The organism is Vibrio sp. FF266 (assembly GCF_041439695.1).
GTDB classification, from domain to species: Bacteria; Pseudomonadota; Gammaproteobacteria; order Enterobacterales; family Vibrionaceae; genus Vibrio; species Vibrio tasmaniensis_A.
This window is the reverse complement of record NZ_JBGOOO010000033.1, coordinates 1-15,353: the sequence shown is the minus strand read 5'-3', so window position 1 is coordinate 15,353 and position 15,353 is coordinate 1. Positions and strand designations below refer to the sequence as shown.

13 protein-coding genes are annotated in these 15,353 nt (G+C 44.8%); 3 read left to right on the top strand and 10 right to left on the bottom strand.

Annotated features, from left to right (window positions below):
* Positions 1-221 precede the first annotated feature (221 nt).
* Entirely contained in the window at positions 222-638 is a 417-nt protein-coding gene (locus ACED59_RS19285; RefSeq protein WP_029223734.1) for a VOC family protein, read from the bottom strand.
* Between the two features lie 379 nt (positions 639-1,017).
* Between ACED59_RS19285 and ACED59_RS19280 the strand changes: the two genes are divergently transcribed.
* Positions 1,018-1,284: a DUF3081 domain-containing protein gene (locus ACED59_RS19280; RefSeq protein ID WP_017096392.1), complete on the top strand. Its 267-nt coding sequence runs from the start codon at positions 1,018-1,020 to the stop codon at positions 1,282-1,284.
* 30 nt (positions 1,285-1,314) lie between these two features.
* Positions 1,315-1,935, top strand: a complete 621-nt coding sequence (locus ACED59_RS19275; RefSeq protein WP_032499538.1) for a CIA30 family protein — start codon at positions 1,315-1,317, stop codon at positions 1,933-1,935.
* Between the two features lie 90 nt (positions 1,936-2,025).
* On the opposite strand, the gene ACED59_RS19270 is transcribed toward ACED59_RS19275, so the two are convergent.
* The gene (locus ACED59_RS19270) at positions 2,026-3,051 is read right to left on the bottom strand and encodes a zinc-binding alcohol dehydrogenase family protein (protein ID WP_017096394.1); all 1,026 of its coding nucleotides are present in this window, start codon (positions 3,049-3,051) and stop codon (positions 2,026-2,028) included.
* Positions 3,052-3,257: 206 nt separating this feature from the next.
* Between ACED59_RS19270 and ACED59_RS19265 the strand changes: the two genes are divergently transcribed.
* Positions 3,258-4,190 carry a LysR family transcriptional regulator gene (locus ACED59_RS19265; protein ID WP_017096395.1) on the top strand — a complete coding sequence of 311 codons (933 nt, stop codon included), beginning with the start codon at positions 3,258-3,260 and terminating at the stop codon, positions 4,188-4,190.
* Between the two features lie 143 nt (positions 4,191-4,333).
* Here ACED59_RS19265 and ACED59_RS19260 read toward each other — a convergent pair whose 3' ends face one another.
* From ACED59_RS19260 to ACED59_RS19225, 8 genes are all read right to left on the bottom strand, one after another.
* A complete protein-coding gene (locus ACED59_RS19260; RefSeq protein WP_009844806.1) occupies positions 4,334-4,720 on the bottom strand; it encodes a hypothetical protein in 387 nt (128 codons plus the stop codon).
* 152 nt (positions 4,721-4,872) lie between these two features.
* Positions 4,873-5,637 (bottom strand): Fe(3+) dicitrate ABC transporter ATP-binding protein FecE, encoded by a 765-nt coding sequence (fecE, locus tag ACED59_RS19255; protein ID WP_020477203.1) that lies wholly within the window; start codon positions 5,635-5,637, stop codon positions 4,873-4,875.
* 2 nt (positions 5,638-5,639) lie between these two features.
* Positions 5,640-6,611, bottom strand: a complete 972-nt coding sequence (locus ACED59_RS19250) for an iron ABC transporter permease (RefSeq protein WP_029223735.1) — start codon at positions 6,609-6,611, stop codon at positions 5,640-5,642.
* Positions 6,611-7,687 carry an iron ABC transporter permease gene (locus ACED59_RS19245; protein ID WP_029223736.1) on the bottom strand — a complete coding sequence of 359 codons (1,077 nt, stop codon included), beginning with the start codon at positions 7,685-7,687 and terminating at the stop codon, positions 6,611-6,613. Before ACED59_RS19245 ends, ACED59_RS19250 begins: the two co-directional genes overlap by 1 nt.
* Positions 7,684-8,661 (bottom strand): Fe(3+) dicitrate ABC transporter substrate-binding protein, encoded by a 978-nt coding sequence (locus ACED59_RS19240; protein ID WP_017096399.1) that lies wholly within the window; start codon positions 8,659-8,661, stop codon positions 7,684-7,686. Before ACED59_RS19240 ends, ACED59_RS19245 begins: the two co-directional genes overlap by 4 nt.
* A gap of 87 nt (positions 8,662-8,748) precedes the next feature.
* Positions 8,749-10,872: a TonB-dependent siderophore receptor gene (locus ACED59_RS19235; protein WP_017096400.1), complete on the bottom strand. Its 2,124-nt coding sequence runs from the start codon at positions 10,870-10,872 to the stop codon at positions 8,749-8,751.
* 188 nt (positions 10,873-11,060) lie between these two features.
* Positions 11,061-13,097 carry a TonB-dependent siderophore receptor gene (locus tag ACED59_RS19230; protein ID WP_017096401.1) on the bottom strand — a complete coding sequence of 679 codons (2,037 nt, stop codon included), beginning with the start codon at positions 13,095-13,097 and terminating at the stop codon, positions 11,061-11,063.
* A 759-nt stretch (positions 13,098-13,856) separates the two neighbouring features.
* Positions 13,857-15,050: an acetate/propionate family kinase gene (locus ACED59_RS19225; protein WP_009844798.1), complete on the bottom strand. Its 1,194-nt coding sequence runs from the start codon at positions 15,048-15,050 to the stop codon at positions 13,857-13,859.
* Positions 15,051-15,353 lie beyond the last annotated feature (303 nt).

Genomic DNA, 15,353 nt, shown 5'->3' with positions numbered 1-15,353 from the left:
CGACTAAGCGACTAAGCGACTAAGCGACTAAGCGACTAAGCGACTAAGCGACTAAGCGACTAACAGAGTAAAGATCAGTTAGCCAATCAGCTAATAGATATAAAAAGGGCATTGCGGAATATTCCATAATGCCCTTTTCTGTGAGTCTTCCTAGCACCCTTTCTTAGACGTTTTATTTCAAACAATCTAGCTCTAGTACACCAACTCGATTGCGAGTTCTACTACGTGGCATTGCGCAGCTTGGGATCATCACTCAGATATTCTACAAACTCGATTTCAAAGCCCGCAGGATCAACAAAGTAAACGTTTTTGCGATAAGGTTCGTCGGCGCCGGGTTTGGCTATTGGGAAACCCGCATCAATAAGGCGCTCAATCACGCTCTCGATATTGTTGGTTACATAAGCAAAATGCGCGAGACCGACAGAATGCCCAGCCAAATCTCTGTTTTCTCCTTCGCCGTGATCGCTCAACGCGATGTATTGATATTCATCACCAAAATGTAGCCAGTTACGTGGCTTGCCAGACCATTCGCCTTGTCCTTCATCACGCACATACCAGTGAGGGAAAGCTGCTTTATAGAAAGTCAGCATCTCTGGGATATCTTTAACCACTAAATTTACATGTTCAAGTTGGATCATTCTTCTCTCCTTAAAGTATTCTCTTAAGCAACGTTGCATATCCTAATACCTCAAGTTAAGTTGAGGTAAAGAACTAATTTACGTTTATTTTCGAGAACGTCTTTAGAGTCCAAATGGCTCTGCTTTGACTACATACTAACTGTAAGTTTAGACGACCTAATCCAATGTAACTCTCTTGCCTCGTATTATGTTCTTTGTACTTAATACCAGTCAAAGTAAGTAAGTGTTCTATCCAAACCACACCTTCCACAAAGCGAGCCGATGAAATGGATGTTGTATACAGGCCTCCCCTCAGTGATCGCAATGCAGAACCAAACCGTAGTTAATTGAAATACAAGCACTTGGTATTTTTTAGTCGACTGCGTAGCGGGAGTGATACATGGACAGCAGAATTACCATCAAAGAATTTCTCAGAGTGTTCGATTACCTTCGTTCAACGGGCGAACAGCTGGACAATAAATATCAATTAGGTGAGATATTTGCTTGGCACGATTACGACGGTTACACCTGTTGGCTAAGCTACAGAGACGTTACGGTAACCCTGATGTTCCACGGTTCATTAAAAATCGAATACGACAAAGCGTCGAACTATGAAGACTTCATCAACCATTGTCTGGCTATGCTTGCTACAGAGCCTTCTCCGTAAGTACGAAAGGTCAACACGCCCTAGCAACTAATGGATAAAATCATGCACGAAACTGACTTTAAAACGCACTTACTGCGTAAACGAATCGCTTCTTTGTGGCTAATACTCAGCCTTTCTTTTTTATGGTCTCAAGTATCTTTAGCAGGAATAGATATGATTGATTTTACACAAGCGAACGAACAGAAGAATTGGACAGCGACCAACGACAATGTAATGGGTGGCATCTCAACAGGCAGTCTTATTCATGATGGCGAGACGAGTCAATTTAAGGGCGAACTATCGTTAGAGAACAATGGTGGCTTCAGTTCAATCAATCGCTCTGTTAAAACACTAAGCTCTGAAACGGACAGCGTAGAGTTGACGTTTGTGGGTGATGGTCGTACTTACCAATTAAGGTTCACAACGTGGATCGATGGAAACAGGACCAACTATAAGCACAACTTTGAGACAATTAAAGGTGAACAACTCAAGAAAATCTTCCGACTAAACGACTTTCAAGCGGTGTTTAGAGGTCGGCTACTCAACGGAACTCCGGAGCTTAAAGCTCAAGACATTAAACAGATCGGCTTTTTGATTGCAGACAAACAGCCTCTGCCCTTCGAGCTTAACTTACTTCAGATTCAATTCAAAACCTCGCAAGAAACGGAGTAACGCTTTGTTGGAATAAGGTAAAGCCTGAATAAACCACAGACGAACAAAAGATCAATGCTTCAAACCGTCAAAGATCTAAATCATTAACTATTAATATTTAATGGCTGTTTTTCCAATCGACGTACTGCTTTCAATACGTTGGTGCGCATCTTTCAGAGTCTCAACACTAAAACCATCCAACGTCGTCGTTAGTGTCGATTTAATGCGGCCTGCATCAATCAAGTTCGCAGCTTGGAATAAGATGTCTTGTTGCTTCTGGATATCGTCTGTGTTGAACAGTGAACGTGTAAACATTAGCTCCCACACAAAACCGACAGACTTACCTTGAAGCGCCGACAGATCAATTCCACCATCGAACTCCACAATCGAACTGATCATGCCTTGTGGTGCAATCAGCTCCACCATCGATTCCCAGTGCCCTTTAGTATCCGCAACATTAAAAATGTAATCGACATGCTGGATGCCTTGCTCACGTACAGACTCAACCAAGTTACGGTGATTCACCACATGGTCTGCACCCATATCCCTTACCCACTGCTCGGTTTCAGGTCTTGAAGCCGTCGCAATGACAGTCAGGTTAGTCAGTTGGCTCGCCAATTGAATAGTGATTGAACCTACGCCACCAGCGCCACCAATAATCAGAATCGACTTTTGCTCTTCAGGACGAACACGCAAGCGGTCAAACAACGCTTCCCACGCAGTGAGTGTCGCTAGCGGCATCACAGCAGCAGCTTCATCAGAAAGGCTCTTTGGTGCTTTCGCCGCAATACGGTAATCAACGGCTTGGTATTCCGCGTTAGCTCCCATGCGAGTGACGTCACCAGCGTAGTAAACACGGTCACCTAATTCAAAACCTTCAACGTCTGTACCTTTACCGACAACTTCACCGACTGCGTCATAGCCCAGCACTTTAGGTTGTTCGAGTGTTTTATCCTTAGCACTACGAATACGAATTTTTGCGTCAGCAGGGTTGATAGCAGTCGCGCTCACTTTTACCAGCAAGTCATTATTTTTTAGTTCTGGCAGACTCGTTTCAAACTCAAATAAACTGTCTTGCTCTGTAATCGCAAATGACTGAGTAAATCCTATAGCTTTCATTTTTGATGGTACTGACATTATGCTTTCTCCTTGAATTAGACGAGTTAATCTTAGTCAATTCTCACTCTAGATAAACCGTCTAACATTTGAATGATTTTCAAATATATTTTGATAATTAAGCGTATAAAGTTAGCTTAGAAGAGGCAAATAAGGGTTAACCCGCTTTGTGATTAGCAAAGATTTCAATACAATGTTTAGAACATTATCAAACACAGGTAGATAAGATGCTTCTTGAAGACTTACAGGTCATTTTAAAAGTGGCGGAGTTTCGCAGCATCACCGCAGCAGCCACCAACCTAGACATGCGTACTGCTACCGCGAGTGCTGCCGTCAAACGAGTTGAAGCCGCACTAGGCGCTGAACTGTTTGTAAGAACCACTCGCCATTTAAGGCTCTCTTCAGCAGGCGAACGCTATTTACCTGAGTGTGAACAGGCCTTGAAAATATTAGAGCAAGCCAAGCTCAGCATGCGCGAAGAGCTTGGTATTCTCGATGGAGAAATCCGCATTGCGCTTTCATCGGATCTAGGCCGCAACCTCATCACACCTTGGTTAGACGTGTTCTTGCTTGAATACCCTAAAGCATCACTTAGAACGAGCATCAGTGACAGTAATATCGATTTTTACCGTGATTCTGTTGATATGGCGCTACGTTACGGCTCTCCGACTGACGCCAACATGTATGGTTTCAAGATCTGCGATGTGCCGAGAATATTGTGTGCGGCTCCTGAATATTTAGCTGAAATGGGAACACCAAAACACCCGAATGATTTAACTCAACATAATGGTTTGCTTTATCAGCTACATGATATGTTGCAAGACGAATGGGTGTTTAAGGATGGTAAGCAGGAGCACAAAGTGAAGCTGAAAGGGAATCGTGCATCGAACGATGCTGACCTTGTTAGACGTTGGTGTGTTGCCGGTAAAGGCGTGGCGATAAAGTCTTGTTTAGATATGTCGAAACATTTGCTTTCTGGCGAAGTGATTAAAGTTATGCCTGAATTTAAACCAACACCAACCGAGTTGTGGTTAGTCTGCCCAAGCCGTCAATCCATCACACCAACGGTTCGCTTATTAAGAGATTTATTCCGCGAGAAAACCGCAGAGATCCTCTCTCAATTGGGAGACCAAGGTATTCTAGAAAATAAAGCATCATAGGATCTAATGCTGCTTAGAGATAAGACGTAGAGATACAAAAAAGGCGCTAGCGAACTTCAATTCGCTAACGCCTTTCTTCATTTGAACATCACACTGTATTAATGGATGTATCTACATTAATACTAATACTTTAATACGAGTGCTTAGTTTGACTCTTCTTCAACATCGCAATCAGCACAGCACTGAAGAGCAATTTCATGTTCGAAGGTGATTGTATCTTGGCCTTCTTCTAGAAGTTCTGCAATTTCATCCGCGACTTCTTGCTCATCATCAGCTTCAATTCCGCTCGCTAACTCTTCTTCTGAATAACCGAAGAAATTCAGTAATAGATACTCGCGAGCTTCGTCTTTGGTACAAACCACATTTGCTGAAAGATCAGGCGTAACTTCACCTTCCGCAAGTGTCTTTGTCACTTGCTCTAGAGCAGTATCTTTCATCGCAGGCGTTAACCAACCAAGATCAGTACTTACTGTCGTTTTTTTACAGTCGAAGCAAGGCAGTTGGTGAAAGTAGTATTGAAAGGTCGTCATAGGTAATTTCTTCTTTAAGTGTTGTATAGCGAGATTATGCGCGTTTTATAGCAAAATACTATCTCAATCAACACCAAAAATTGATTCGCTCTGATTATTTTAACCAGACGCACAGCAAGCCATACTGACAACTTTAATCATCGGCTATTTGCTTAAATCGCCACACACATCGGCGTATTGGATATAGGGTCACGAAATACGCTCGCTTTGAGATCAAAAACATCATTCAGCAATGTCTCGGTCATCACCTCATCGGGGGGGCCTTCAGCCACTAAACCACCCCTTTCTAAAACGATCAAATGATCGCAGTAACGGCTCGCTTGGTTCAGATCATGGAGCACAACCACCACTGTTTTTCCCTTGTCATTCATCTGCTGCATCAAGTTCATTAATTCAACTTGGTGAGACATATCAAGATAAGTGGTCGGTTCATCCAACATCACGACATCAGTGTCTTGCGCTATTATCATCGCTATCCATGCTCTTTGACGCTGCCCACCCGACAGTGACTCAATCGGTTTATCAGCAAACTCAAGTACGCCGGTATCACGCATTGCTTGTTCGACAATCACTTGGTCTTCTTGCCCTAACCTTCCCCAATGAGACACATAAGGAGAACGGCCATATTCAACCAGTTTTCTGACCGAAATGCCTTCAGGGCTGACCAATATTTGCGGCAGAAGTGACAATGAACGCGCGAGCACTTTATCGCCATAGCTCGACAACGGTTTGTCTTCAAATAACACCTCTCCTGTCACCGGCTTATTGATCCTGACTAACGTCTTTAACAAGGTAGATTTACCACATCCATTGGGTCCAATTAAGGCAGTAATTTTTCCCTTTGGGATGGACACCGAAAGGTTCGGTATGATCGTTTGTTTGCCGTACGCGACGGAAAGATTCTGCGTTTTTAGCATGGTTACCAACCTCGATAGCGATAGAGAAGAAAGATGAAATAAGGCGCGCCAATGACAGAAGTAAGTACCCCTGCAGGCAATTCAATCGGTGGTTGTAGACCTCTTGCCAAGCCGTCGGCACAAGTAACCAAAATCGCGCCCACCAGAGCAGACGCCGGGATTAACAACTTATGATTATGCCCAAACAACAAGCGCGCTAAGTGAGGTGCTAATAAACCCACAAAACTGATCGTTCCAGCCACTGAAACGCTGATGCTGGCAAGCAACACAGCGGCCAATAGCGCAAGAGCTTGTATCTGTTTTGGCTTAGTACCCAATGTGGTGGCACTTTCCTCACCAAGCCCCATCACATCCAATCGCCAAGCAAGCCAAAATGCCATTGGCAACAACAAGAGCAATGCTCCCCAAATAAAGGGAACTTGCTGCCAGTTTCGCCCCCAAAGGCTGCCAGTTAGCCATACCATCGCAGTGTTGATCTCGATGGGGTTAGTGACAAGCAAGAAGTCGATACAACTCGCCAGAAACGCACTCACTGCAATACCAATCAAGGCCAACTTGGCGGGTGTTGGCCTTGACCACCATGCCACTACCGCAATCAACCCAGCAGCCAATACCCCACCGAACATCGCCACCACAGGCAGTACGCTAACTGCCGCATTAGGGAACCACACTAAACTCGCAGTCGCAGCAAGCCCTGCCCCGGCGCTAATGCCCATAAGATCAGGCGATGCTAACGGGTTACGTATCACACCTTGTACTAATACGCCGGATAGCCCCAACCCTGCGCCCACGCTTATCGCGAGTAACATACGTGGTAGCCGATACTGATGGATAACAAAGTCGTCACTGGAAAAGGCGACCAAATGTTTGATGACTTGAGGAATAGAAAGTGACGCTGCACCGACAAACAAGCCCGCAGATGCCACTAATATGAGAATCCCTGATAACAAAACTATCTTAGTGTGATGGTGCATTAAGATCTCCTCGTCGCAATCAAAATAAAACAAGGTGTCCCAAGTAGGGCTGTAATAACACCAACGGGCGTTTCAGTCGGGAAAGCAATCGATCGTGACAACGCATCTGACCAAGACACTAATGCTGCACCTGCCATTGCGGAGATAGGAATCAGTAGATGGTAATTGTGCCCAACCATGGGCCGAACCAAATGAGGAACCAACAATCCTACAAAGCCAATGGGACCAGCGATAGCGACACTGGCACCCGCAAGCAACACGATAGCCAATCCACTCATGAGGCGAGTAAGCCGGATATTACTGCCCAACCCCACAGCCACTTCTTCACCAAGCGCCAATAAGTTGAGGTTACGAGCAAGGCTAACAGCCAACACCAAACCAATCACTGCTGGCGGCCAAAGCTGTTGCCACTGTCCCTCATCCACGCTAGACAATGAACCGGTAAGCCAATGCAGCACGCTATAAGCCATATCATCAGCTAGAATCAACGCTGCTCGAGTTAACCCAATCAATAAAGCAGTAATGGCGATACCCGCTAAAACCAAACGTAACGGATGAGAACGTTCGGAGAAGAAGCCACCGAGGAGCATCACAGCACCACCGCCTAGCAATGCACCAAGAACGGCATTAAGGATCGGGTTTAAATCACTCACCACAGGTATGCCTATCGCAGCTAAAGCCATAAAACAGGCTGCGCCAGCGTTAATACCTAGAATTGATGGAGACGCAAGTGGGTTACGTGTTAATCCCTGCATCAACAGTCCGGCGACGGCTAAGCTTGCACCAATCAATAACCCAGCGTGAGCCCTTGGAGCTCTAAGTGTCGCCAATATTTGATGAGTCATATTGCTCTCATCAAACGCAAACCAATAGTGAACTAAGTCACTCAATATTAGGGAGAAATTCGACCAACCTAGCATAGAGGCCACGTAACCAGACATCGCCAAACACGACACTAAAGCCGTAAATAACGTGACTCGCCACGACACCAATACCGTAAGCCACGACACCAATACCGTAAGCCACGACACTATAAGCGAACGTCGCTTACCTCTAGAGAGCAACATCGAACTCATGAACGATCCAAGATCTGCTCTAGATTTTTCGCCATTTGTTCCGCGGCCAACATGCCTCGATTCAATGACCATAGTGCTGGTGACACTTCTACCACTTGTTGATTCTTCGCGGATATTAAGACATTAAACAGTGGGTTTTTCTGCCAATCATCAACGATATTTGGATCTGAGTAAGCACCAAGGAGCAACCAATCTGGATTCGTTTTCAACAACAACTCAAAGCTGGTTGGTAAGTACGCCTTGTCTGTCGGCTCCACTATTGGGCTAGCAATACCTAATGTGGTGAGTACACCTCCGGCATACGAAGCAGGGCTATGTAGCCACATTCCTTTTTCCGACACAACAGCAAATTGGACAGTTTGTTTAAGCGAGAAATGACTTTTAAATTCCACCATGGCTTGTTGATGTTGGTGAATTCTTTGTTCCATTGCCGATTGCTTGTCGAGGGCGATACCGACCTTAAGCGCAGATTCCAAGTTCTCTTGATAAGTCTCTCCACGGCTTTTGAGCAGCAGAGTTGGTGCGATTCGCTGTAGATCTTGATAAACCGTACGATGACGCTCTGCATCGGCAATGATCAGGTCGGGCTTTAATACCGCAATGGCTTCTAGACTAGGCTGCGAACGCATCCCAACCGATTCCCATGGTTGCACTAATTCACGCACCGCCGGAATCACTCGCGAAGTATCATTGTCATCGGCAACACCAACCGGAGACACGCCTACCGCAGCTAACGCATCGACAAATGAGAACTCCAACACCACAACGCGTTGCGGGGTAGTCGCTATCTCAAACTGACCTTGCTCATCTTGAATGATCCTCGTTTTTGCTGAACTGGAGAATGAGAACAAGCTTAAAGCCAACAAAGCTAAGGTTATCGCTATCCTGCTGAATAAAAAATGCCTTTTGAATGACAGCAGTCCGTTCGGCAGCAGCCATTGATTCGAAAATAAAAGTCGAGAACTGTTTTCCATATTTACTTTTCCTTAAACACTAGAACCGTGAAAGTCGCCAATAATATTGGCGACTTATATTCGTTATTATTTTTAATCAATTACCGATTAGAACTGATAGTTCAGATCCAAAGTGTATGAACGCCCTGGCGCTGGATAGCGGCCAACCGGACTGGTATCAATACCGCGGAAGTAGTAGTCCTCAGCAAACAAATTGTTCACTGCAACATTCATGCGTAACTTACTGTTTTCATCTTTATACAAGTCTGAGCCTAGGTTTAAGTTCCATACCATGTAAGCAGGTACTTTGCCTTTCGCACCCGTTGCATCTTCAGCACTGGTATTGGCATTGTCAGAATAAGACTCACTGAAATAGTAACCAGATAAGGTCGTATCTACCCTGCTAAAGGCGTAAGTCGCATCCCAGCTAAGTTGATGCTCAGATGTGTAAGGAAGTTGCTTACCTTTGTTTGCACCTTCTGCCTCTATCGTCGCATCCAAATAGTTATAACCCGCGCCTAAACTCAGAGCTTGCATAGCCTGCGGAACATAACGACCTGAGAGCTCAATACCTTGATGAAGCGTTTTACCAATATTATCAAAGGTCTGTGTTCCGCTTTGCCATTGGAGTTGGTCTTCAAAATCAATGCGGTAGAGCGCAACATTAAAGCTAGTTGAATCTTGATTGTAACGAGCACCCAACTCGTAGTTCCATGCTAGCTCACTGCCCTCTTCACCCTTGCCTCGGATGTAAGCGATTTGTGGTGCGCGCAAAGATTTCTGCGCATTGGTGTACCCAACCCATTGCTCAGTTAAATGGTATGCCACGGTTAAGCCCGGCAACCACTCGGTCACTTTGTTGTCTGTACTCTGTACTTTACCTAAATCATTAAAGGTCATATCAATCGATTCGTAACGAATACCCGGAGTAACCTTTAGCACGTCGTTAAACAGGCCAACTTCATTGCTGATGTAACCTGCGAAAGCATCGGTATTCAAGTTCCAATCACGTGGTACTTTTGTTACCCCACCAGCAATTGGCGTTTGCGTTAGCTTGTAATCGATATCTTCATTTACATAGCGAGCACCCACAATCAAGTTTTGCGTCACCGTATTACCGTCAAAGTACATCGCTAACTTAGGTTCCACACCATAAACCGCGAATTCACGTGGTGAGGTACGAATATCTGTTGATGGTAGTGCTGGATCCGCCCAATGACCACCTGCGCTATTAAAGCCCCATTGGAAGAAACGCTCAGAGTGGTGACCGAATGTCAGAACCTCTAACTCTGCGCCATCTGCAATATTCAAATCATGCAAATACTTCAGGCTCCAACGTGTTGATGTACCTTTGTATTCGTCATATGGTCGCTTCGATTGAGTACGATCTTGCTGGTAATCTTTTGGCGACAAAGCGCCCGGCATTTGGGTATCTGCATCGTAACGCTGAACGAATGCTTGTAGCTCCTGGGTATCGCTGAGTAACCATTGCAACTTCGCTTGGAAGTTTTTTACATCTGTATCTGAATGATCGCGGAAACTTTCACCTTTTAGGAAGTTACCTTCCACTTGAAGTGCCAGCGTATCGGTTAACCAACCACCCGTGCGTAGGTAAAAGTCATTAAGCGGTGTATTACCATCTTCAAATACCGTAAAGCGATTACTGATTTCAGTTTGCCATTGGTGTGGAATAGGCTTAGTCACCAAGTTGATCACACCACCCACGTTGTTTGGCCCGTACTGCACAGCAGCGCCACCACGTACGATATCAATTCGGTCAAGCATCGATAGCGTTGCTGGGAAAATAGATTGTCCGGTATGACCATAAGGCGCAAGAGTCAGTGGTACACCATCCATTAGAAATTGAGCATGACCACTGCGGCTCGCTTTCAAGCCGCGCACCGAGATGTTAGGCAATACACCCGTGCCCGTTTCGTCTTGAACCTTAATGCCCGGTACACTTTGAAATGCTGAATCAATAGAGAGTGCGCCACTCTTTTTAATTTGTTCGTTAGTTAGAACGGTACGCGCTCCCGGATACTCTTTCACATCATCTAATTCTGAATTACCGATCAAGCTGCCCGTCACGACAACCGTTTCCATGGTCGTCGTTTGCGGATCAGACGCAGCGAATGCACTCATGGAAGTCACTGAAGCGATGGCTGTTGCAAGTACGGTCAAGCGCAGTTTATGTTGCGCGTGGGGTTTACCATCCAAATTCTGGTAAGGCATGAAAATCTCCTAAGTAGGCAAATTAGGGTCAAAGGCTGTACTTTAAAGTTATGCCAACGCTTTGACCCATTGGGCTAAACGACCTCAAAATGAGACCAACTGTTCACTCACTCGTAGCGAACAAATCAATAGTTTTTCAGTTGAAATAGCTTTTAGAAATAAACTAAATCTTCGAGCAGAACTTGCTTTTAGAACTGATAGCCGTAGCTGAGCATGAATTCAGCTGGCGCTCCGTAACCAATCTGATTCGTGCCCGACTTACCACTGGTTGCCCCGAGAATGTATTTCTCACCAAGTACGTTATAAGCGTTCGCTTGAACTTTGTGACGACCCGTGGTGTACGCTGCCATCAAATCAACAGTGGTGTAATCACCTAATGCGACGGCTTCATTGTTACCCGCGTAGCGGTCCCCTACGTATTTCACACCACCGCCCAAACGCCAGTTTTCGTATAATTGGTAAGTACTCCAGAGTGAGAACAGATGATCAGACACATCATTCGGCTTTTTGCCTGTATCTTTATCTTCTGCATCTAGGTAGCTATAACCAACTGAAATATCCCACAACTCTGTAATCTGACCGCGAGCTTCCAGTTCAATACCTTGGTGACGTGCTTCAATCTTATTGATAACGTCGCCATTAATATTGGTTTGTGGTTGTTCTTGATCAATTTGGAAAATAGCGGCATTGAGCATCAAAGCGTTATCGAGTAAGTAAGCTTTCGCACCCACTTCTTTTAGATCGGTATGGAAGAATTCAGCCAGTTTAGGGTTGATATAAATACCGGAGTAAGGCAATTGCCACGAACGAGCTAAGCTTGCGTATACCGACATATCGTTGTTGATACGATAGACCAAGCCACCACGGTAGCTCACTTTGTTATCATCTAGCTTCTCTTGGGCTTTCCCGGCTTTTTGCTGCTCAAGTTCCATAGAGTCATAGCGCACGTTACCTATCACCGATAGATCACCAAAGGTGTAAACGTCTTGAATGTAGACACCTGTCGTCGTTGTCGTGTTATCACGGAAAGGTTTGAAACCCGGATCAGGCGTTGCTCCTACGACGGGATTATAGATGTGTTTCGGAGGTAAGGTTTTATCGCTTGCTAGCGTTAAATCGATATTGATCTGGTTATAATCCGCACCAATCATCATTTGGTTAGAATCGGTTTCCCACACTAACTCGGATTGCATCGTCGTTGTGGTTCGAGGGTCATAACCGAAATTGTTCACGGTTTGAGAGACTTTATCTCCCGTCACAGTACCTTGACGCGTGCCCTTTTGCTCAAGTTCGATATGATTGTATGCCGCTCGGTTTGTCCATACCCACTCGCTATTCAAGCGCCACTCATAATTAATGCCAACACGCAGGCTATCGGACTCTTGATAATCGTTAGTGCCACCGTAGAAAGAACTCTCAGAGACATCGACAGGTTTGCCATTTTTGGATGGAACACCACGATATGGCACCAGCTCTTGGTGTGCATATTCGACATCTAAGTCAACGGTATGCCCTTCAGCTGGCAGCACTCGAATAGTTGGTGCGATAAAGAAATCATTCGAATCGACATGGTTAACATACGAATCAGCCTGTCGGTGTTCCAGGTTAATACGTCCATTGACTTTATCTGAAAACGCCATTGAGCTATCCACCTGCCCTACAAATTGGCTGTTACTGCCAACACTGCCGTTCACATTGGTAAATGTGTCACCATTCGCTCGCTTGGTGACTAAGTTAATGATACCGCCGGCAGAGCCTCTACCATACAGAGCTCCTGCTGGGCCTTTTACCACTTCAACACGCTCAATATTGGATAGGCTTCGATACGACTGTAAAGTTCCATCATCACGCATGCCATCGCGATACATGTCATTCAGCGCATCAAAACCACGAATAACGAACTGATCTCGACTGCCTTCACCTAAGGTATTATTGACACCAGCAACACCATCAAGAGCATCCACTAAACGGACCGCACCACGGTCTTCCATCTCTGTTTTAGTAACCACTGATACGGCTTGTGGGACATCGAGCCATTCGACATCCGTTTTGGTACCCGATTGCGGCATGTGCTCCGCGTAGCCTTCGTACTGATGACCAATAACTTGCACGGTTTCATCCACCGTTACTTCTTCTGAAGCCATTGCATTCGACACGGTAGCCACTGTGGTTAATGCACCTCCAATTGCCAAGGCGAGAGGGGTGAAAGCCAATCTAACGTTCATATTCTAATTCCGGTTTAGTTTATAAATCACAATGGACGCGAATAAGAACAAATATCATTTATATTTGCAATATATATTTTGCTGCCTACCCCTCCAGCACGATATGCAACATTGCTATTTACAAAATAATCAATAAAAACAAAATCATAAAAAGAACAAGCCTCTTAAGACATTGGATAATGTCGTATAAAAGTAGGTAAAAACGAGGTTCGACGGTTGGGAATACTCAGAAAAAAGACTTTTCGATAAGGAGAAAGAAAGCAAATAAAGAAAGGTTTGAGCCAGGTAACGGATGGGATTAATACCCTTTAGTACGGCGTGCCTATTAACTGGTCACACCTCAAAATAATGTTCAATAATTCAAGACAACAACGGAAATGTGACTGGAGTTGATTGTATCTACAAAGAACCAAGCTCAGTAGCCTATGTTGACTGACAAACATGATTAGCAAAGAAGGCATGCCATATTCTCGTCTTTTAGCGTTCTCGCAGAAACGGGGAATTCAACTAACGAGCATTCCCCTCAAAACGACATAACTTACGACATCGTCATAGCGCGTATCACCCTCGAGTGGTGCGGGCTTCGATACAAGATGACTCTAAGGCTACATTCGTAGCCTTTTTTCTCCTTCGATAACGAATAGAGGAGACAGGTAACAAGCAGATCTACTACAACTCATCCCGAACAAGAAAATAAAAAAAGCGAGCCACTAGGGCTCGCTTTCACATTGTCTATATTTTATTAAGCGGCTGCTTGGATTACAGAAGTTCTACCGACTGTTGAGCAATTACGAATTCTTCATTGGTTGGAATAACCATTGCTACCGCGTCTAACATTTCAGACTTAGCGATGATGCCTTCTGCACCAAAGCGAGCGGCTTCATTGCCTGCTACGTCTTCAACAAAACCAAGAATCTTAAGGTTGCTTAGGATCTCACGACGAATTGGTAGAGAGTTCTCACCGATACCACCAGTGAAGATGATGCCGTCTAAAGAGTCTAGCGTTGCAAGGTAAGAAGCAACGTATTTAGCAACGCGGTAAGTAAACACCTCGAAAGCAAGCTTAGCGCCTTCGTGGCCCTCTTCCATCGCTTCTAGGATGCCACGAGCATCGCTCGTAAGACCAGACACGCCAAGGAAGCCAGACTCCTTGTTTAGAGAATTAAAGACTTGCTCTTGTGACCAACCTTTTTTAAGTAGGTATTCGATGATACCTGGATCTAAATCACCACAACGTGTGCCCATCATAAGGCCAGAAAGCGGTGTGAAGCCCATTGACGTATCAACACTGTTACCGTCTTTGATAGCACATACAGATGCACCGTTACCTAGGTGAACAGAGATGAAGCTAGCTTGTTCAACTGGCTTGTTGACCATTTTCGCAGCTTCACGGCTAACGAAGTAGTGGCTCGTACCGTGGAAACCGTAACGACGAACACCGAAGTCTGTGTATAGTTCTTTTGCGATTGCACCAGTAAATGCACGTTGTGGCATTGTTTGGTGGAAAGCCGTATCAAATACAGCAAATTGAGGTAAAGAAGGGAAAGCTTCAATCGCAGCGCGGATGCCGATAGCACCTGCAGGGTTATGAAGTGGAGCTAGGTCAGATAGGCTCTCAATCTCACTCGTTACTTCTTCAGTAATTCGAACCGTTTGAGTGAACTTCTCGCCACCGTGAACGATACGGTGACCAATAGCCACTATATCAGCAGTGAAGCCTAGATCTTCCATCAACCCAACCAGTTTGCCAATGGCAATTTTGTGGTGGTTATCTTCACCTTGAATGGCAATTTCAGTTTTCTGACCTTGATACTTCCAGCTCATACGAGCATCTTCAAGACCAAAACACTCCCCTAAGCCACTCAATACGGCTTCACCAGAAACAGAATCAATAACAGCAAATTTTAGGGATGAACTACCCGAGTTAATAACCAGAACAAACGAATTAGACATTGGATATGGATCCTGTTTCAGTATGAATTGGATGAAGTGTTTACTTCAATTTTAGTTAAGCCCATTATTCAATAATTTTTGAATCTTTCAACTTTTGTTTTGCAAAAAGCACCAAATGAACACAATTAAGTTGATCTGAGTCATTAGTTTATTTATTTCGAGAGCGAAATTAAAAAATAGTTGAATATGACAGTTGGTCAATAAACGAAGTAAAGGACTGCTCACACTAGGGCGTGTTGACCTTTCGAGGTTAAATTTTGTTCGAGATAAAAGCGTTTTAATCGCGGCGAGGGGGAAGTAGCC